The 19,226-nt window shown below is 63.5% G+C and carries 16 protein-coding genes; 11 read left to right on the top strand and 5 right to left on the bottom strand.

Features of this window, described 5'->3' with window-relative positions; all coding sequences use genetic code 11:
- Positions 1–345: 345 nt before the first annotated feature.
- Complete coding sequence (locus tag AXF13_RS02565; protein ID WP_008686184.1) at positions 346–1,782, bottom strand: carbon starvation CstA family protein; 1,437 nt, start codon at positions 1,780–1,782, stop codon at positions 346–348.
- Positions 1,783–2,301: 519 nt separating this feature from the next.
- Here AXF13_RS02565 and AXF13_RS02570 point away from each other — a divergent pair.
- From AXF13_RS02570 to AXF13_RS02580, 3 genes are read left to right on the top strand one after another with little or no spacing between them, the layout of a single operon-like run.
- Positions 2,302–3,714: a hypothetical protein gene (locus AXF13_RS02570; protein WP_062251530.1), complete on the top strand. Its 1,413-nt coding sequence runs from the start codon at positions 2,302–2,304 to the stop codon at positions 3,712–3,714.
- The gene (locus AXF13_RS02575; RefSeq protein WP_062251531.1) at positions 3,711–4,280 is read left to right on the top strand and encodes a bifunctional adenosylcobinamide kinase/adenosylcobinamide-phosphate guanylyltransferase; all 570 of its coding nucleotides are present in this window, start codon (positions 3,711–3,713) and stop codon (positions 4,278–4,280) included. The genes AXF13_RS02570 and AXF13_RS02575 overlap by 4 nt, the downstream gene beginning before the upstream one ends.
- Positions 4,274–4,957 carry a hypothetical protein gene (locus AXF13_RS02580; RefSeq protein WP_062251532.1) on the top strand — a complete coding sequence of 228 codons (684 nt, stop codon included), beginning with the start codon at positions 4,274–4,276 and terminating at the stop codon, positions 4,955–4,957. Before AXF13_RS02575 ends, AXF13_RS02580 begins: the two co-directional genes overlap by 7 nt.
- 208 nt (positions 4,958–5,165) lie before the next feature.
- On the opposite strand, the gene AXF13_RS02585 is transcribed toward AXF13_RS02580, so the two are convergent.
- The 4 genes from AXF13_RS02585 to AXF13_RS02600 all read right to left on the bottom strand — a co-directional run bounded on the left by AXF13_RS02585 (position 5,166) and on the right by AXF13_RS02600 (position 13,092).
- Entirely contained in the window at positions 5,166–6,032 is an 867-nt protein-coding gene (locus AXF13_RS02585) for a VIT1/CCC1 transporter family protein (RefSeq protein WP_062251533.1), read from the bottom strand.
- 205 nt (positions 6,033–6,237) lie between these two features.
- The gene (locus AXF13_RS02590; RefSeq protein ID WP_062251534.1) at positions 6,238–7,500 is read right to left on the bottom strand and encodes an MFS transporter; all 1,263 of its coding nucleotides are present in this window, start codon (positions 7,498–7,500) and stop codon (positions 6,238–6,240) included.
- A 430-nt stretch (positions 7,501–7,930) separates the two neighbouring features.
- Positions 7,931–10,498 (bottom strand): PEP/pyruvate-binding domain-containing protein, encoded by a 2,568-nt coding sequence (locus AXF13_RS02595; protein WP_062251535.1) that lies wholly within the window; start codon positions 10,496–10,498, stop codon positions 7,931–7,933.
- Positions 10,498–13,092 carry a sigma 54-interacting transcriptional regulator gene (locus AXF13_RS02600; protein ID WP_062251536.1) on the bottom strand — a complete coding sequence of 865 codons (2,595 nt, stop codon included), beginning with the start codon at positions 13,090–13,092 and terminating at the stop codon, positions 10,498–10,500. The genes AXF13_RS02595 and AXF13_RS02600 overlap by 1 nt, the downstream gene beginning before the upstream one ends.
- Positions 13,093–13,316: 224 nt before the next feature.
- Between AXF13_RS02600 and AXF13_RS02605 the strand changes: the two genes are divergently transcribed.
- The 8 genes from AXF13_RS02605 (at position 13,317) to AXF13_RS02640 (ending at position 19,222) form a co-directional block, all read left to right on the top strand.
- The gene (locus AXF13_RS02605; protein WP_008686175.1) at positions 13,317–13,619 is read left to right on the top strand and encodes a DVU0150 family protein; all 303 of its coding nucleotides are present in this window, start codon (positions 13,317–13,319) and stop codon (positions 13,617–13,619) included.
- An 18-nt stretch (positions 13,620–13,637) separates the two neighbouring features.
- Entirely contained in the window at positions 13,638–14,702 is a 1,065-nt protein-coding gene (locus AXF13_RS02610; protein WP_062251537.1) for a sulfite exporter TauE/SafE family protein, read from the top strand.
- Positions 14,703–14,715: 13 nt separating this feature from the next.
- Positions 14,716–15,309, top strand: a complete 594-nt coding sequence (locus AXF13_RS02615; protein ID WP_062251538.1) for a DUF4881 domain-containing protein — start codon at positions 14,716–14,718, stop codon at positions 15,307–15,309.
- 68 nt (positions 15,310–15,377) lie between these two features.
- The gene (locus AXF13_RS02620; protein WP_008686172.1) at positions 15,378–15,692 is read left to right on the top strand and encodes a hypothetical protein; all 315 of its coding nucleotides are present in this window, start codon (positions 15,378–15,380) and stop codon (positions 15,690–15,692) included.
- A 268-nt stretch (positions 15,693–15,960) separates the two neighbouring features.
- Positions 15,961–16,833 carry a hypothetical protein gene (locus AXF13_RS02625; protein ID WP_062251539.1) on the top strand — a complete coding sequence of 291 codons (873 nt, stop codon included), beginning with the start codon at positions 15,961–15,963 and terminating at the stop codon, positions 16,831–16,833.
- 106 nt (positions 16,834–16,939) lie between these two features.
- On the top strand, positions 16,940–17,452 hold the full coding sequence (locus AXF13_RS02630; protein WP_008686170.1) for a YchJ family protein: 513 nt from the start codon (positions 16,940–16,942) through the stop codon (positions 17,450–17,452).
- 2 nt (positions 17,453–17,454) lie between these two features.
- Positions 17,455–17,817: a hypothetical protein gene (locus tag AXF13_RS02635; RefSeq protein ID WP_062251540.1), complete on the top strand. Its 363-nt coding sequence runs from the start codon at positions 17,455–17,457 to the stop codon at positions 17,815–17,817.
- A gap of 64 nt (positions 17,818–17,881) precedes the next feature.
- Complete coding sequence (locus AXF13_RS02640; RefSeq protein WP_062251541.1) at positions 17,882–19,222, top strand: hypothetical protein; 1,341 nt, start codon at positions 17,882–17,884, stop codon at positions 19,220–19,222.
- Positions 19,223–19,226: the final 4 nt, after the last annotated feature.

Consider the following 19,226-nt stretch of genomic DNA (forward strand, 5'->3'; position numbering starts at 1 on the left):
CCCGAAGGGTGCCCGGCCGTGCCGGGCATTTCCCTTGATTTTTGCGCCTTACCGCCCGGCAAGTTTTTTTGAAACCGAGCCGATGGCGGAGCAAACACCGCGTAAGCGGAGTTTGTCATCAGTTGATCAATGCGTCCTGTCCGGAGGAATCTTTATAGCCCGCGCCGGACGGGCGCGCAATACGCGGCTGGACCGCCGGGAGCCGTTTCTAAATTGCCTTTTCGCCCTTTGTCTGCGTCCGGTTTGCCCCGTGCGAAGGTCGGGTTTGAATAAGCCCTTTCGCGGCAGAGAACGAAAATCCTTGATGTGGAAACAGCCCCCGGGGCATTTCAACGCTGATCCGCTCTAGACGTTTTCAGGCGCGCCGTCCACGGTGCGGCGACCCAGCACCATAAAGGCCACAAAAGCCACGATGGCGGCGGCCACGCCGATGATGTTGGAGATGTCGATGCCCATGCCGAAGCCCATGGAAGGCTCAAAGCAGATATACGAGACGCAGACCGCGGTCATGAACACGGCGGGTATGGTGCAGATCCAGTGGCAGCGGTCCCGACGGACAAGGTAGGCCGCCCCGGCCCAGAGCACGATTGTCGCCAGGGACTGGTTGGCCCAGCCGAAGTAGCGCCAGATGATGTTGAAGTCCACCTGCGACAGGATAATGCCGATCACGAACATGGGCACGGCGATGAGCAGGCGCGGGGAAATGGCCTTCTGGGAATAGTTAAAGGTTTCGGCGATGGTCAGACGCGCGGCGCGGAAGGCCGTGTCGCCCGAGGTGATGGGCAGCACCACCACGCCCAGGATGGCCAGGATGCCGCCCACGGTGCCCATCAGGGCGAAGGAGGATTCCGTCACCACGTTGCCGGGACCACCGGCGGCCAAGGCAGCGGCCAGAGCTTCGGGGCCGTGGTAGAAGCTCATGCCCACGGTGGCCCAGACCAGGCCGATAAAGCCTTCGGCCACCATGCTGCCGTAAAACACGGGCTTGCCCAGCTTTTCATTGGCCATGCAGCGGGCCATGAGCGGAGACTGGGTGGCATGGAAGCCGGACAGCGCGCCGCAGGCAATGGTGATGAACACCAGCGGGAAGATGGGCAGGCCCTTGGGATTCTGGTTGGCCCACTGGGCGGAATTGTAAAATTCCGTGCCGCTGACGAACATCATCACGGTGATGCCCACGGCCATGAAGATCAGGATGGCCCCGAAAATGGGATAGAAGCGGCCGATGATCTTGTCGATGGGCATAATGGTCGCCAAGAAGTAATAGGCGAAGATCACGCAGACCCAGAAGGTGAGGTTCAGGGCGGAGGGGGTCAGCTTGGCCAGCAGGGCGGCCGGGGCGGCCACGAAGACCACGCCCACCAGGATGAGCAGCACCACGGCGAAGACGCGCATGATCTGTTTGGCGGCGCTGCCCAGGTTGTAGCCCACGAAGGTGGGCACGTTGGCCCCGCCGTAACGGATGGAAAGCATGCCCGACATATAGTCATGCACCGCGCCGGCGAAGATGGTGCCGATCACGATCCAGAGCAGGGCCGAAGGGCCCCACAGCGCGCCCAGAATGGGGCCGAACACCGGGCCCACGCCCGCGATGTTCAGCAACTGGACCAGCCAGACTTTCCAGACCGGCATTTCCACGTAGTCCACGCCGTCGGCATGGGTCTGGGCCGGGGTGGCGCGGCTCGGCTGCACGCCGAAGACTCTGGTGACAATGCCCCCGTAGATGATGTAGCCGACAATCAGCGCGGCCACAGCCAGAAGAAAATAGACGTAGTTTGGCATAACTCCCTCTGTATGCAAAAATGAATGAGACACCCGAAAAAAACACCCGGCCATCGCGCGGATGCGTGATGGTATTGCCTCTCAAGTAACCATATGGCGTCCGTGCGTCAATACAAAGCGGGACCGGGAGTAAAAAGAAAAGTCTTGTCCGGCGCGGCCGGACGGGCCCCCCGAGGGGCGTCGCCGGTTTTTGCCGAAAGCCTCGGTTGCCGGGCCGGACAGAGGACGGGCGGGAGAATGCGTTTTCCTCAATATCTGAAATTAGATATTTCATGCGGCCGGAGCTTCAAGACAATGTCTAGAAAAAGTATTCACACCCGAAAAAAGCAATGATACCATGAAAACAGGGGAAAAGCGCTGCCGGAAGCGGCGGGCCGCGCCCCGTGCTTCCAATTTCAGATAAAAATTCAAGTACGTTTTATCTGCCATTGGAAGGCGCGACTGCGTTCGCGCTCCAGCCGACAGGTAAAAACGGCATGGGCGCAGTTTTTACCTGGAAATGGTCATGAGGAGATCTGCATGAAATTGGAAAAGAAAACGCCCGAGGTTCCCGACATCATGAACCTCCCCAAACCCCGTCCCGGCAAGGGCGCGGGGCGCAAAGCCGGGCTGCTGGCCCTGGTGGCGGTGCTGGCCGTGGGCGGCGCGGCCTTCTGGCTGACCCGCGACCCCTCCACCCGCGATCAGTGGCGGGAACAGGCCGCCGGCGTCATTGACAATGCCACCAGCGGCACGCCCCTGGCAGGGGTGGGCGATCTGCTGCGCGACGCTCCGCCGCCTCCGCCGAGCGCGGTGACCAATCCGAGCACCGCTCCGGGCACTCTGGCCGGGCGGAACGTGCAGGGCACGGTGCCCGCGCCGGTGGACACCAGCCTGCCGCCGGGACAGAGCGGGCTCGCCGGAAGCGGCGGAGCGCCGGGCATGGCAGGACAGGAGGCTGTGCAGCCCGTGGCTCCCAAGGTCACGGCGGACAGCAAGGTCCGTCCGGACTTTGTGGAGGATCTGGCCGCCTATCTGGTTTCCCGCTACAAACCCGGCCCGCGCGGCGGTTCGCTGGCGGTCAGCGTGCAGAGCGTCAACCAGCGCTACGGCGTCAAGCTGGCCGGGCAGGTCGAAGGGGGCCGGGCGGGCCTTCTGCGCTACGCCTTCCATCCCACCATGCTCCAGAGCCTGTACGCGCTCTATGTGGACCGCTTCATGGCGGCTCTGGACCGCGAGGCGGCGGCCAAATCCCTGTCGCCGGAGCAGAACCGGGAGATGCACATGGCTCTGGCGGGCCGCTTCGTGATGCTGGCCGGCGCGCTGGAGGGCGTGGCCTCGGTGCCGGATCTGGGCAAGCGGATCAAGGGCCTGGAGCAGATTTCCCAGAACGTGGTGGACATCAATTCCCAGATGACGGCCGCGGTCTTTGATCTGGACCAGTTGCGCGAAAACAAGGCCTCCCAGCCCGAGATCGCCACGACGCAACTGCGGGTGGACGGTTTGAGCGCCCGCTACCGGCGCGCTCTTGAAGAGCGGGCGGCGGCGCAGCGCGCTCTGGTGGCGGCCATTCGCAAGGGCGGCGGACAGGCTCTGGACGACGACTCCCTGCTGTTTGTGGCCTATTGGGTGGACCGGCGTTTGCGGGAAGGGCCGCAGGCTCCGGCTTCGGTGCAGAGCGCCGCCGCCGTGCTGCGGGATCTGGCCCGGCGTTGCGCTCAGGCCGGTGCCGCCGCGCCCGCCAATCGGGACAATCCGGCCGCGCAACCGGCTCTGTCCGCCCCGGCGGCCCCGGCCCGGAATACCGCGCCCCAAACCACAGCGCCTCAAAATACGCTGCCCCGGAATACACAGCCGCAGGCCGGTACAAGGCTTCCGGCGGCCCCGGCTCCCGCGCCCGCACAGTCCTTGGCCGTGCCCGCGCCTGTTCAGGTGGGCGGCCAGGGCCGGTGAACGCGCCGTTGCTTCTTTTTGTGGGCGGCACGCGCAGCGGCAAAAGCGGACTGGCCCAGCGCTGGGCCGAGGCGCAGTCTCCCCGGCGTCTTTTTCTGGCGACCTGCCGGGTGGAGGATGCCGAAATGGCGGCCCGCGTGGCTCGGCATCAGGCCGCGCGCGGCGCGGGCTGGCACTGCGTGGAGGAGCCTCTGGACCCTTTGGCCGTGTTGGGCGGCTGCTCGGCCGGAAGCGCTTTTGGCGGGGCCGGAGTGGTTCTGCTGGATTGCGTGAGCCTCTGGATTGCCAATCTGCTGGCCGCCGGTCTGACGCCTGAGGCGGTTCAGGCGCGGGTGGCGGCCCTGGCCGCCGGCCTGGCTGAAAATGGATGCCGCGCCCGGCCCGTGGCCCTGGTCAGTGCGGAAACCGGCCTGGGCATTGTGCCGCCTACGCCCCTGGGGCGCTTGTACCGGGATGTGCTGGGTCTTGCCAATCAGACGCTGGCAAGGGCCTGCACCCATGTGATTTTTGTCAGTTGCGGGCTGCCCCTGGCGCTCAAAGGCCCGTTGCCGGAGGGCATATGCTGATTCCTGCTTCGTGCCGCAGGCTGGGCCTGCTCCCTTATATATTCTGTTGCCTGTTCTTGGGCTTGGGCCTCTTTTCGATGCTGTCGCCCTCATCGGCGCGGGCCGCGAATACGGCTGACCCGCGCCAATGCCTGGTGGAGGTGGGACAAGCCATTGACGCGGCGGATGCCGCCACCTTTGAACGCCTGGTGGATGTGGACGCCATTCTGGGCGCGGCCCTGACCCTTTTTCTGCGCGATGTGCAAAAGCCGGAGGTGGCTGATCAACTGCCGCCCCTGCTGGCCGTGATGTTTTCCCAGGCCGCCTCCGGGGACGCCGGGGGAAACAAACTGCGCGATCTGCTGTTCAGCGAGGCCCGTGCCTTTGTGATCAACGGCGTGTCCTCCGGGGCTTTTGCAGGACGCGCGCCCAGCGGCGGGAGCGCCCAAGGGATGCTGGCCCCGCTTTTTGCCGACGCCTCCACGGGCCGCAAGGAAATCCGGCGGATCGGCCAGGCCAAGCCCGACGGCCACGGCTGGCTGGTGCCTTTTGTGGTGCATGACGCGGGCAACGCTGAAAGCTATCCGGTGCTCGGGCGGCTTAGTCCGGTGGAAAACGGCTTCCGCCTGACTTCCGTGGAGAACCTGGAAGAGCTGCTGGGCCGCGTGCGCGCCGAAAGCCTGAATCTGAGCCAATAGAGCGTTTTGATATTGAAAATATCTCAGCGCTCGGTGCGGATTTTCTGTGAAAATCCGCACCGCGAAATTATCGCAAGGCGAATTTACTTCGCCGTTAAGCGATAATTTCAAGCGCAAAATGCTCTAACAGGCGCGTCCGCCGGATTTGCAGGGCGCGGCGCCGGACCCGCGCCATTGCCTTGCGGGAATCGCGCGAAAGCGGGCGGCATCAGATATCAATCTGCAACCAGGCGCGGGCCCCCCAGCCGATGAGGAAGGAAATGAGGGCCACGCTGAAGCTGATGGTCAGCATTTCCCGGAATCCGTGCAGAAAAGAGGATTTGCGCACCACGGAAACAAAATAGGTGAAGCCCAGAATAATCAGGGCGGCGATCAGCAGGCAGAAGGCCAGGGACACAAGCGGCGCGGAAAAGATGATATACGGGGCGAGCAGCAGGGCCACGGTAAAAAGGTAGGCCAGGCCGGTATACACGGCCGCTTTCAGCGGATGTTTCTCGCCGGAATCCGTTTTCTTGGAAAGATATTCAGAGGCCGCCATGGACAAGGTGGCGGCGACGCCGGTGATAAAACCGGCCAGGCCGATCATTTTGTTGTCGTTCAGCGCCAGAGTGAAACCGGCCAGCGCGCCTGTCAGTTCCACCAGGGCGTCATTGAGCCCCAGAACCATGGAGCTGATATAACTGAGGCCGTCCTCTTCAATCATGGCGGCCAGTTCCTCTTCATGCCGGCTTTCATCCTCAAGTATTTTCCGGGCAATGGGGAATTGCTCGGAAATCGCCTTGTATTCTTCAATGGCCTTGGCTTCTCCCGATTCCATCAGGTTGAGGACAAAGGTCAGGCCGAAAATTTTTGCCAGAAGCGTAAAAAACCAGACTCGGAACGCATTGAGTTTGGGGAGATTATCTAAATAGGAAGCCCACTGGGCTTTGTGTTTTCTCTCGTCATGCGCAATGGCCTCCAGAATCTTGCGATTATGCTCAGATTTGGTTTTTTTCGCCAGGATCGCGTAAACCTCGGCGTCCAGAGCCTCATCGAGATAAAAGTTATGTACGTAACGTTTCATTTCCGGGGTCATAGTCAACTCCACAGTAAAAGTGCAATATAATGCAATGCGAGCCTGCAAAACAGGAAGCGCCGGCTTCATGTCCGGCGGTGGAAAGAATGTTTTCCGCATTGCGGCATGTCTGGTCCGCCCGCGCGGCAGGGACAAGAGCGCGGGCCTGCAAAGCGGGCTTGTTTTTCCTGATATATCACGAAAATATCCCGCTTGGCGAGTTTCCCTAGAGGGCGTGGCGCTGAGTTGCTTTGTCCCTCCAGATCATGCGCATCCTGTCTATCAGCATGCAGCAGCCGCAGAGAGAGATGGTGACGGCGGTGGCGGTGAACACGCCGCGATACCCGTAGCCCGCGTGGATGACCAGGCCGCCCAGCAGCGGGCCCAGCATGCCGCTGGCGTCAAAGGTCGCCATCATTACATTGGAGTTGATGGAGCGGGTGGTGGGCGTGGAGCGGTCGTACACGGCGGCGGCCAGCAGGGGGTAGAGCAGGCCCAGGCCCAGGCCGTAGACGCAGGTGAGGGGAATGAAGGCCCAAAGCGGCCCCCAGGCCAGGCCCAGCATGCAGCAGGCCAGCACCGCGCAGCAGAGCGTGGTCACGCGGTAGCGGGGCAAGGTATCCAGGCGGTGGCTGCCGAACAGCCGGACCAGAATGATGGTCACCGTGTAAATGGAGAAAAACCAGGCCGGTTGCGCGCCGGTGACCGAGCAGAGCCCCTTCATGAAGAAGATGGCCAGCACGGTCATGATGCTGAAGGTCAGACAGGCCATGTAGATGAAAAACAGGCCTGAATGGCTCACGGCCTGCCAGAGAGCCCGGCCTGAAAGGCTGCCCGCGCCTTGGGCGGGCATTTCCGGCGTCCGCAGGCGCGGGGCCAGGGGAATCAGCATGGCCAGGGCGGGCAGGCCAAGCACGGCGGTGAAGGCGAAGAGATGCGGTTCGCCGCCCAGAATGGGCAGGATACGCTCGGACAGGGCCGGAATGATCGAATAGGGCAGCAGCATGGTCAGGGAGAACAGGGCAAAGCCCCTGGCGCTCTGGCCCGTGGGGATGCAGCTGACCAGCACGGCCACCGTGCAGCTGGAATATACGGCCAGGGCAATGCCCTGGATGGTGCGCAGCAGCCAGATGATGCCGATGACATGCTCTCCCTGAACGTAGGGATAGGCCAGCAGGACGCAGCTGGAAACGATGATGGACAGCAGCATGGGCAGCAGCTTGCCGCGCTTGAGCAACAGCACGCTTGCCAGGGGACGGCAGAGCAGGACCATGGCGAAGAGGGAGGAAAGCAGCACGCCGCGCCAGTTGGGGGTGATGCTGAGACCTTCCAGCCATTGCTCGAAGCAGTAGAACACGGCGATGTAGCTGTTGCTGCACATAGCCATGCAGAAGAGCAGGATAAAGTCGCGGCTTAAGAGTTTTTGCGGCGGTTCGGAAGGTTTGTCCCAACGCTTGGGCTGTTCTTGCGGTCCACTGAAGGGGGGCATGAGGGCCTCGTTTATCTTGGGCGTTGCCCACAACGGACGCGCGCCGTCGCGGAAGCCCGCGCACCCATGGAACGTCGCGCGCAGGCAACTGCCGCGCAACCTTTGAGAATGTCAATTTTCAAAGGAATCTGCTCCGGCAAAATCCGCTCTGAGAGCGGATTACCTTTGAAACGCTTTGCGTTTCAAAGGGTTCATTCCGCCAAAAAGCGCGGTTATCGCTGCTGTCGATCCCCGTATGGCCCCGTTGTCGCCAAACGGGGACAGCCCTTCGGGCTGCCTTCGGTCGCTTTTCCGGAATCCACGCCGCGTTGCTCTCGATGCCTGTACGCCCTTTGGGCTACAGGCACGGCCCTACGGGCCGCCCGTCGGGTCGGTCTTCGCGGCGCGCCTCACCGTGTTCGGCGTTAGAGCATTTCAAAGTTGAAATACGCTAATGATACTCGCCATTGAGAAACTTGGCGGCATATGCCTGGACAGCTTCGTCATTGACCATGAGCATGTCCATCTGGCGAGTCATGATCAGAAGACGCCCCAACTGATCCAGGCGCGAGCACAGTTCAAGTTTGGGATATTTCTGGTAGCGCGCGCGTATCCTATCACCCGTGACCACGACGGTAAAGCCGAGTTCCGTGAGGATCAGCCCGATGCAGCGCACCCGCCGGGCGCGCTGCTCATTGCCTGCCGCGCCGCCCGCGAATTCAAAGCGGATGTAGTTTTTGCTCAGGGTGTCGCCGCACCAGGTGTCCAGAATGGCGTAGTGATAGCCCACGCGCGAGGAAAAGTTGAGGTAGCGGTCGGAAACAATGGCGTAGCTGCGGTCGCCGAAACGCTCGCCGCCGTGCTGGTTGCCGCCGATCATGGCCTGGCCCATGACCGAGAGAAAGCCGCTCATGTTCACCGGGCGGGGACCCTTGGCCTGCACGGCCGGATTGAGCATGCCGCCCAGAACGTGCCGGAAGGGCACGCTGGTGACCTCCTCGGGGGTGGCCGTGGCCGCTTCGGGATTTTTCAGGCCGCCGCCCAGGTCGATGATGTAGAGATCCAGCGGCACGGAACATACCAGACGGCTGGCCGCGCCGCCCGCGCAGTTTTCGGACAGACAGTCGGACAGCAGAAACATTTCCGAATAGCTCAGTTCGTGCGCGTAGCGCATGACGTCGTGCAGGGAGGTGCAGTTGGCCGGGCTGAACAATGCCGACTGCGGGTCCACCAGATGCAGGGGCAGAATGTAGGGAGCCACCCGCCGCAACAGCACCAGGGCGGGCGTATCGGCCCTAGGCTGGCGGCGGCTCAGGCGCAGGGCCAGCAATTCCGGAACTTCGCCGTCGAAAACCCGGCCCGAAAGAGCGTCCACGGTCACCACCTGCCCCGGCGTGAGCTGGTTGGTGGCTCCGGCCAGATTCATCAATGTGGGCACCCCGAACTCGCGGCAGATGGAGGCCATGTGCCCGGTGAGGCTGCCGGTTTCGGCAATGATGGCCGCGGCCCGCTGCATGGCGGTCATGGCGTTGGGCGAGGAGTGCTGCATAAGCATGACCGCGCCTTCGGGAAAATGGGTCAGATCCTCGTCCGGCTGTACCGGCACCACCGGACCGCAGCCCACGCCCTTGGCCGCCACGTCCGCGCCGGAGAGCAGCGGCCGCATGTGCTTCAGGGCCGGGGCAGCGCTTTCCGCCGCCGTGCTGTCCAGGCCCATGGGCCGGGTCTGGAGCAGAATGATCTGGTCGTCCTCGTCCACGGCCCACTCCAGATCCTGGGGATACTGGTAGTGGCGCTCCAGTTCCAGGGCCATGGCGGCCAGCCGCTCCACCTGCTCGCGGCTGAGACAGGGCACGTCGCGCAGTGCCTCGGGCACGTCCACCACCTCGCTTTCCACGGTCTCGCCCCGGCGCACCAGAACCAGCCGCGCCTCCTTGTGGGCGATGGTTTCACGCGTGATCTTGCGGGTAGCCCGCGAAACCAGCCACTGGTCGGGCGTGCCCGAACCGTCCACTACCATCTCGCCCAGGCCCCAGAGGCCGTTGATCAGCACGCAGTTGGAGCGCAGATCCACGGGATGGCGGGAAAAGGCCACACCGGCGGCCTTGGCCCGGACCATTTCCAGGCAGCACAAGCCCATGCCCGAGGCTTCCAGGGTATAGCCGTGGCTGGCCCGGTAGGTCATGGCGCGCGGCGAAAAGAGGCTTGCCACCACTTTTTTGAAGGAAGGCAACAGGGTTTGGCGGGTGACGCCCAGGATGCTGCGGTACTGCCCGGCGAAGGACTGCACGCCGTCCTCGGCAATGGCGCTGGAACGCAGGGCCGCCACCGCGTCGCCCCCGCCGAAAGATTCATCCCAGGCGCGGAGCAGGGCTCCGCCCACCTCCTCGGGAACGGGCGCGTCCACAATGAGCTGTTCCACCCTGGCCGAGGCTTCGCGGATGCTGGCCGGGTCGTCCGGGTCCACGGCGCGGAGCGTGAGATGGATGTTTTTGAACAGCCCGCTGCTTTGCAGCAGCAGCAAAATGCCCGCCTGGATGGTGATGGCGAAGCCGCGCGGCACGGGCATGTCCAGCATGTTGCGCAATTCGCCCAGGTTGGCGTTTTTGCCGCCCACGCTGTAGGCCATGCTGGCGTCCACCTCGCTGAGCGGCAGGGTCAGGGAGGTCACGTCGCCGCGCGTATGCTGTTCCAGCTCATGTTCAATGCGGGCGCCCAGGGCCTCCACGGCCGTATTGAGATCCTGGTGGCGCTGATTGGAAATGTCGTTGAGGCAGGTCGCCATGCGCTCGCTCTGGACTATGGCCCGCCGGGCCTCCTTGCGCACCTGGCTGGTTTCCAGGCTGCGCTCGCCGCGCTGGGCCGCGTTCAGGGAGGCCATGATGCCCGCCAGATCGGCATTGGCCTGCAGCAATTCCTTGAAGGAGGCGTAACGGCGGGTAAAGGCGGCCATGGCCTGCTCGCGGCTGATGCGCGGCTTGAGGCCCAGGAGTTTTTTCAGGCTCTGTACGGCGTTCATCAGGAGCGTCCTTTGTCAGCCGGAACGTATCCGCCGGGCTGCACGATCACATAACGCTGGGCCGGGCCGCGCCCTTCCTTGCGCATCAGGCCGAGCCGCACCATCTGTTGCAAATCATACTGCGCCGTGCGCATGGAAATGCCTTCCCCGGCCAGGTTCTGGTATTCCTGGCGGCTCACGCTGCCCAGAGCCGCCAGGCGCGGCAGCAGTTCCCGCTGGCGGTGGTTGAGCTGTTCCGGGTCCGGCGCGACAGGCGGCCCGGCCGTGATCTTGTCCTGATTCGGAGCGGGGCGGGCAGCCGCGTCCCGGCTTTTGTCCCGTTCTCCGTCCTGTGTTCTCTCCGGCGCGGTGTCGCCGGGCTGTTCCCCGGCGGAGGCGGCCGGATCGGCTCCATGCCGGGCCTCGTACTGGACGCCGGGATCAAGCTGGATGTTTTCCGCCAGAATCAGGTCCTCGTCGCAAAAGGTCAAGGCCCGGGTCAGAGTGTTTTTCAGTTCGCGCACATTGCCGGGCCAGTGATGGCGCATGATCTTTTCCAGCGCGCCCCGGCTGATTTTGGGAATGGTCCGGGGCATGCCCTGTTCGCGGGTGGCGACGGCTTCAGCCATGAAGTGGACCATCAGGGCCGGGATGTCCTCCTTGCGCCGGCGCAGAGGCGGGGTCTGGATGGTGATGACGGCCAGGCGGTAGTAAAGGTCGTCGCGGAAGGAGCCGTCCTGCCCGTCCCCGCGCAGTTCGGCGTTGGTGGCGGCGATGATCCGGGTGTCGAAGGGCACGTCGTGGTCCGCGCCCAGGGGGCGGATGCGCCGGGTGGAGAGGGCGCGGAGCAGGGCCTGCTGCACTTTGGGCGCGGCGTTGCCCACCTCGTCCAGCATCAGGGTGCCGCCCTCGGCGGCCAGAAAAGCCCCCTTGCGCGCCTGCTTGGCTTCGGTGAACGCGCCCTTGACGTGCCCGAACAGGGTGTCCATGAGCAGGGCCTCGTCCAGCGCGCCGCAGTTGATGGTGATGAAAGGCCCGTCGGCGCGGTCGCTCAAGCGGTGGATGGATTCGGAAACCAGTTCCTTGCCGGTGCCCGTCTCGCCCACGATCAGCACGTCGGCCAGAACCTGGGAGGCCTTCTGGATCTGGCCGTAGAGGGTCTGCATGGGCAGGGAGGTGCCCACCAGACCGCGGACCGGCAAATCCGCCGGATCGGGTAGGTCCTCCACCGGTTCCCTCTGCTGTTGGGCGTTCTGTTCCGCCGCCTGGGAGATCTGGTCGGCCTTGGCCCGGCGCAGCCTGGCGAGCAGAATGTTCACATTCCGTTTGATTCTTTCCAGTTCCAGCGGCATGGGGGGAAGATTGAGCGCGTCGGCGCTGTCGTGCTCGTTGCGGTTGCGCAGCTCGCCGGAAAGCCTGTTCAGGCTCTTGCCGGTGCTGTGGGCCAGCCACCAGAGGCTCAGGCCCAACAGCAGCGTGCCGCCCAGAAAACACAGGGAATAAATGCTCAACAACTGCATGCCCGTGCGCGTGGAGGTAAAGCTGCTGTCCAGCATGCCGAGGCCGCCGACCACCACACGCGGCCCTTCCGGTCCGGACATGAAGGTCACCGGCGCGTAGCTTACGCCCTCCACTCGATTCTGGCCGGTATTCCAGACCGGTCCGGTGCCCGAGAGGGAAAGCTGGCCGGACCGGCCGGCCTGCACCTCGGCTACCATGGTCCAGTAGTTGATATGCTCGGGGCCGGGCCGGAAGGCCGGGCTGAAGCCGGGGCGGCCGAAATCTCCGCGAAAACCGGCCCGTACCGCGTCGGAGCTCAAGAGGCTTTCGCCGGAATCCGCGTCCAGGCTTTCGGACTGGAAGAGCATCCAGCCGTCCCGGTCGAAAAAGAGGCTGCGCACACGGGTTTCCTCGCCGCCGTTGATGGGTGCGTCGGGCGAGGAAAACAGCGACATGGTGTCGCGCAGGGCCTTGAGATCCAGCGAAAGAATCAGAATGCCCTGAAAATTGCCCGCCGCGTCGTAAATGGGCGTGGAAAAACGCAGCACATAAAACGCCAGGCTTTGCAGCGACTTGTCGATGGGCACCATGGAATAGGTTACTTCCAGCGGCTGGCCCACGTTGACGTTGCCGGATTTCTGGCCGGGACTGATGTTGTGGAAGGGGCCCGCCGGGGCGTCCAGAGCCACGTGGGGGGGCACGGCAATGATTTCGCCGCCGTAATTGAGGAGAAGATAGCGGTTTTCCGGCGTCAGGCCCATGAAGGCCACTTCGCGATAGCGCAGGCCGTCGGCCCGGGAGCGGAATTTGAGGCGGCGCACCATCTCCTGCCGGTCCATGGAGCCGGCGGCCAGGATCAGCAACTGGTTGCGCGTTTCCACCAGGGTCTGCTCCAGCGCAAGGCTCATTGCCTGGGCCTGAAGTCGCGCGTTGCGCGTTATTGCACGATTGACGATGTTTTCGATGCTGCGCCCGGTGGCGAAAAAGATAAGCGCCAGGACCAGGGCCAGCAAGGGCAGCCCCAGCATCAGCATGCGGCCGGCGAGGCTGCGATTCGCAAAAAAAAGGGCGGTTTCCACGGAGCTTCCACCGGTGACGGAGCCAAAAACGCGCATACTCCTCCCTATTTGCGCAAAAAAGCGCAATCTCTGGACGGAGCATAGAAAAAAACAGCTCTTTTGACAAGGTCCTCAACGGATTTTGCCCGTATAGCGCGAAAAAAATCACCATAAATCACGCAATGGCACGGGCATTGCTAATATTTTCACAATTGCGCTGACAGGTAGTTTGATGCGGCGGCCGTGCCGCCTGATGGGAACCAAACAATGTGGAGGATGTCATGAAGAAAATGCGCAGGCTTTGGACCTGGATTATGGGCTGCGCGCTGATGCTGCCCGTACTTATGCCATCATTGGCTCTGGCGGCCAAGAAAAAGGCCGACGTGGTCATCGTGGCCGACACCCGCAAACTGGACGGCCTTCTGTACTGGTGGGCGGAGATGTATAATGAAAGCCACTTCTTCTTCGCTATTCTGACCATGATCATCATTCCGATTCTCGGTTGTATCCTCGGCCTTCTCGCCGACGTCGTCATGTCGCGCATCGGCATCGACCTCAAACACCGCGAACTGGCTGAAAAGTAGCCCGGAAAGGAGGCAGATATGGATTGGCTGTATATTTTGATGCCCATTTCCGGCGTGAGTATTTTCTGGCCCGGTCTGGTCATTCTTGGTTTGGGCGTCGGCGTCATCGGCGGCTTCTTCGGTCTGGGCGGCGCCTGGATGGTGACCCCCGGTCTGAATATTCTCGGCTTCCCCATGGCCTTCGCCATCGGCACCGACGTGGCGCAGATGGCCGGTAAATCTCTGATTTCCACCATGCGGCACGGCAAGTTCGGCAACGTGGACTACGCGCTGGGCCTGACCATGCTGGTCGGTACCGTCGTGGGCGTTGAAATCGGCGCCCAGATGGTCATGTGGCTTGAACGTATCGGCTCGGTGGACAAGGTCGTCCGCTGGCTGTACGTGGTGCTGCTTGTTCTGCTGGCCTGGCTGGTCTTCCATGACGTGGCCCTGCGCCGCAAGAAGGAGCGCGAAGCCAAGGCTCACAAGCAGGAACTGGACAAGAGCGCCGTGGGTCTGGACTGGGCCACCAAGCTCCAGGCCTTCAAGGTTCCTCCTGTCGTGCACTTCAAGCATGCCAACATCACCTGCTCGGCGTGGCTGCCTATCATCGTCAGCCTGTTCACCGGCTGGCTGGCCGGTATCCTGGGCATCGGCGGCGGTCTGATCCGCATGCCCGCTCTGGTGTATCTGATCGGCTGCCCGACCCATCTGGCCGTGGGCACGGACCTTTTCGAAGTGGCCATCTCCGGCCTGTACGGCACGGCGTCCTATGCGTATAAGGGCCGTGTCGAACTGCTGGCCGCCATCATCATGCTCTGCGGCGCGGCCATCGGCGCCCAGATCGGCACTGTCGCCACCAAGTACGTCAAGGGCTACGGCATCCGCATCGTGTTCGGCCTGGCCGTGCTCGGCTGCCTGATGTCCGTCGTGCTCAAGCTGCTCCAGGCCCAGTTCCCCGTGTACGGCTGGATCCTCGGACCCTTGGCTACTGTGGAAGTACTGGGCTTCGTGAGCGCCATCTCCATTTACATCACCATCCGGATGGTCCAGGGCGCCAAGGCGGAACTGGCGGCCAAGAAGCAACAAGCCGCCGGCAACTAGAAGGAGACAAGCCATGAAAATACGTAGTTTGCTGCTTACGCTGGTCCTGGCCCTCTCCTTTGCTCTCGCGGCCTGCGACTTTGACGGCGGCGTGGAACAGGGCCGTTGTGTGGCCTTCGACCCGGCCGCGAAAACCCTGACCATCGTGGTGGACGTGACTCACGATCAGTCCGCGCCCCATTACAGCGGCGATGTGCATACCTTCAAGCTGCCCGCCGAAGCCCGCGACATGGGCCCGGCCCCCACTGTGGGCGGCCGCCTGATGATCGAACTGGATAAGTCCGCTCTGCTGCTCTATGACCCGGATTCCAAGAGCATCAAGGAACTGCCCGTGCAGTTCACGGACGTGGAGAAGAACATCAGCGCCAAGCATCCCAAGGTCGCGGGCAAGACCTTCCCCGTCGTGGACAAGGAAAAGCAGACCGTCACCGTGTACTCCAAGCGCCTGCAGGCTCTGGTCACCTTTAAGGTGCCTGTGCCCGCGCTGGATCTGCCCCCCTATGTCTGGACGGCCGGCGACGAAATGCGCATTGCCTACCGCAATGCCGACAAGGGCCAGGCCATCCGCATCATGAACGTGAGCAAGACCAACATCTTCCAGAAGTAAATCCGCCGTAGAACCGGGAGCGGGGCGCGAGCCCCGCCCCACGGGGCGGCGCGGGCCGGAGAAATGCCATGAACAGTTACAAACAATCCCTGTATGTCGGGCTGATTCGCGTTATGGCCAACCTGCTCATGCTGGGGGCGGTGTTCCTGTCCATGTACCGGGCCTCCCAGTGGTCGTCGTGGCCGTCGGAAGCGGTGTTCTGCTGCTGGTTTTTCGGCATTACCGTGCCGGTCTGGACCGGGGCCTTTTATCTGACGCGCCTGATCCGGCGGCGTTTTCCGGCGGAGCATGAGAGCCTGATCGAACTTCCCCGCAAAGGCCGCCAACTGGTGCGCTGGCGTGTGCTGGAGGAGGCCGGGGGCACATGCCTGCTGGCCCGCTGAACGACACGGCAGTCCGGGATGGATTGAAAGCGCGCGGCTTCTGCGCGCGTTGAGGCTGCCGACAAAGTCGGCAGCCCCGAAAATCAGGAGCAGGTCGCGGCTTTGCCGCGCCGTTAAGCGACTGATTTTCGTGTCTTTCCACCCGGCGGCGAAGCCGCCGTTGGTGGCGCAAACCACGCGAAGCGGAGTTTGCCATCAGTCTGAAAGCGCGCGGCTTCCGCGCGCTTTTTGCTTGTCCCCGCCGCCGCTTGCCCGTATAAGGAGAGATATGCTTTCACAGCTCAACACACCTCTCTGGCAGGCTTGCCGCCAGGCCCGCCGCCGCCAGCGTCTTGTGGGCAAGATCAGCGCCTTTCTGCTGGCCGTGGCCCTGCTGGGGCTTATGGACGGCCTGCTGGCGGAAATGCGCACCGGTTCCAATCAGGTGGACCTCCTGCCCGGCGAGGCCATCTCGCTTTCCGGTCCGTCAGCGCTCAAAAATCCGCTCGACAGTGATGTGCTGATACGTTTCAAGCCCGAAAACGCCCCCCTGCATTTCAATCTGGAAGGCTTTTTCACCGGTTACTGGTTCGGCAACGGCATGTGGCGCGGCGGGGTACAGGCCGAACCCCAGGCCGAGCCGGGCAGTTATGAGCTGCGCGTGTCCTTCAAAGGGGCCGCAGGCCAGGCCGAGCAACCTTTTGTTCTGGTGGTTTGGGCCGACGAAGCTGCCCGGCGGGCGGGCTCGCCTTCCTACATCCGCCGGATCGCCGATTGGAATCCCTTTATTCTGGCTGCCTGGTCCGGTGCCCTCGGGATTGTCTGCGGCGTGGGCACCTATCTGCTGGGCCGCCGCTATCTGCGCCTTTTGACGGAACTGGGCTGCAGCGAGATTTTTCGCGTCAGCCGGAACAGCCCCCCCCGTATCTGGTGCCTGGCCTCAGGGCCAAAAGCGCCCCGCCCAGGCGACCTGCGTATGGTTCTGGACGCTGACGGGCGGCCCCTGGGCGAAGCCCGTGCGGAAAAACTGCACAAGGGCGTTCTGGAACTGGTTCTGCTGGAGGAGGCACCCGTGCTCCTCGGCGGCCTGGTCTGCCTGCGGCCCGCCGCTGATCCCGTTCCTCCCGCCGCCCCGGTGCCTGAAAAGGACGCGCGCGCCTGAGGCCATCCTCCCGGCCCGCTCTTGCCGCCCGTCAGGCCATAGGCTATGCTGTAAGAGATCGGTGCGGCCCATTCCGGGCCGTGGATAAAGAAAGGCGGCTTTTTTCATGTCCCAACTCTGTCCCTGCGGCAGCGGACTGTCTCTCGCGGAATGCTGCGGCCCCTGTCTTGACGGCGCGGCCTGGCCGTCCAGCGCCGAAGCCCTGATGCGTTCCCGCTATTCGGCCTATGCCCTGGGGCGTTATGACTGGCTGGTGGAGAGCACGCATCCTGATTTCCGGGAAGGACTCTCCGCGGAAAAACTGGCGGAGCAGGGCAAGGACGTGCGCTGGCTGCGTCTGGAAATGGGCCGGTGCGAGGATGACGCGCCTGTGGGCGAAAACGGCGAGCTTTACGATATCGTGGAGTTCCGCGCCTTTTATGAGCTGGACGGCATTCCCCGGCAATTGGGCGAGAAAAGTTTTTTCCGGCGCAAGGACGATAAAATTTATTATGTGGACGGCGTGGCCCTGCGTCCCACAGCCTACCGGCGGCCCGATCCAAAGGTGGGCCGCAATGACCCCTGTCCCTGCGGCAGCGGCAAAAAGTACAAGAAATGCTGCGGGGCGGCGGCTGAGTAAGCATGGCCAGAAGCGGCGCCATAGCGGCCATTCGGCAGTTCTGCCTGGAATGCCAAGGGGCATCGTCCAGATCGGTGCGCTCCTGCCCTGATGACCAGTGCCCTTTGTGGGTCTGGCGCATGGCGGCCCTGCCCGGCGAATCGCCTGTGGCGCCGGAGGCTGCCGAGGCGGGCGATGTTGCGCGGGCTGCCTTGCGCGCCGTGCGGCGGCAGTGCATGAACTGCGCGGGCAATCGGCGCGAGGTGCGGGCCTGCCCGGCGCGCGGAAGCTGCCCGCTCTGGCACTGCCGTTTCGGTGTGCGGCCGCAAACCTATAAGGCCGTGCGCCGCCGTTTTTTCGCGCCGAAGGCTTTGCGGCTTTTTTAACAGCAGGCGGACATGCTTCTGTTGCAGGATATCCAGCCCAAATTCAAAACGCGGGAGGTGCGTCATGCCTCATAGTCTTGAGTGGTCCAGAGCGTATACGGCCCGTCTGTCCGAAAGCGATGCGGCGGGCTGCGAGGCCCGGAGCGCGGAGCTTGCGCAACGTCTGGCCCGTGAAACGGCAGCGGGTGAGCTGCCTTTTCTGTCCATGCCCTACCGCGCCAAGCTGGAAGTGGAAATGGCGCCGCTGACCCCGCGCCTCAAGGCCTACAAGCATATGCTGGTGCTGGGCATCGGCGGTTCGGCGCTGGGCGCGCGCGCCATGCAGCGGGCTTTCGCGCCGGGCCAGGACGGCCCCGGTCACAAGGGCCCCTGGCTTTGGATCGCGGATAATGTCTGCGCGGAACAGTTCGAAGCCCTGCTCGCCAAACTCAGTCCCTCGGAAACCGTGGTGGTCTGCATCAGCAAATCCGGGGGCACCATTGAGACCCTGGCCCAGTATTTTCTGGTGCGCGACTGGCTCAAGGCCGCCCTTGGGAAATGCTGGCAGGAGCAGATGATTGTGGTCACCGACGAGCGCAAGGGCTACCTGCGTGAGGAAGCCGTGCGTTACGGCCTCACGGCTCTGGAAGTTCCGGATTATCTGGGCGGGCGCTATTCCGCCCTGTCCGCCGTGGGCCTGTTGCCCGCCGCTTTTCTGGGCATCGACTGGCAAGCCTTGCTGGACGGCGCGGCCGAGGTCGCCCGTCCTCTGGTGGAGCAGCCCGAAAGCATCGCGCGGCACCCTTCCTTTGCCCTGGCCTGCTGGGCCAAGGCTCTGGAAGACCACGGCTACAGCCAGTTGATTTTCTTTTGCTACATCCCGCAGTGGGCCGCCTACGGCCCCTGGTTCGGCCAGCTCTGGGCCGAAAGCCTGGGCAAGGACGGCAAGGGCGTTATGCCCGTGCCCGCCACCGGCGTGACGGACCAGCACTCGATCAATCAGATGTTCCTGGATGGCCCGCGCGACAAGGGCTGCATTTTCCTGACCAGCCGCAACCAGGCCCAGGGCCGCAATTTCGGCATGGACGTGCCCGAGCAGTGGGCATGGCTGCGCGCCAAGCCCTTCGGCAGCCTGCTGGAGGCCGAGGCTCTGGGCACGCGCATGGCCCTGTGCAAGAGCGGCGTGCCCCTGGTGCATATCGAAATGAGCGACACCGGGCCGCGTGCCGCCGGGGCGCTGATGATGCTGTTGGAGGCGGCCACCCTGTTCACCGGCTGGCTCATGGGCATCAATCCTCTGGACCAACCGGCTGTGGAACTGGGCAAGCGCCTGGCCAACGCCCGTCTGGGCGCGGGGGGCTATCCGCGGGAAGAGGCGGATCTGGCTGCCTATCTGGCCGCACCGCAGCGCAAAGAGAGCTTTTAGAACC

The organism is Desulfovibrio fairfieldensis (assembly GCF_001553605.1).
Taxonomy (GTDB): Bacteria; Desulfobacterota; Desulfovibrionia; order Desulfovibrionales; family Desulfovibrionaceae; genus Desulfovibrio; species Desulfovibrio fairfieldensis.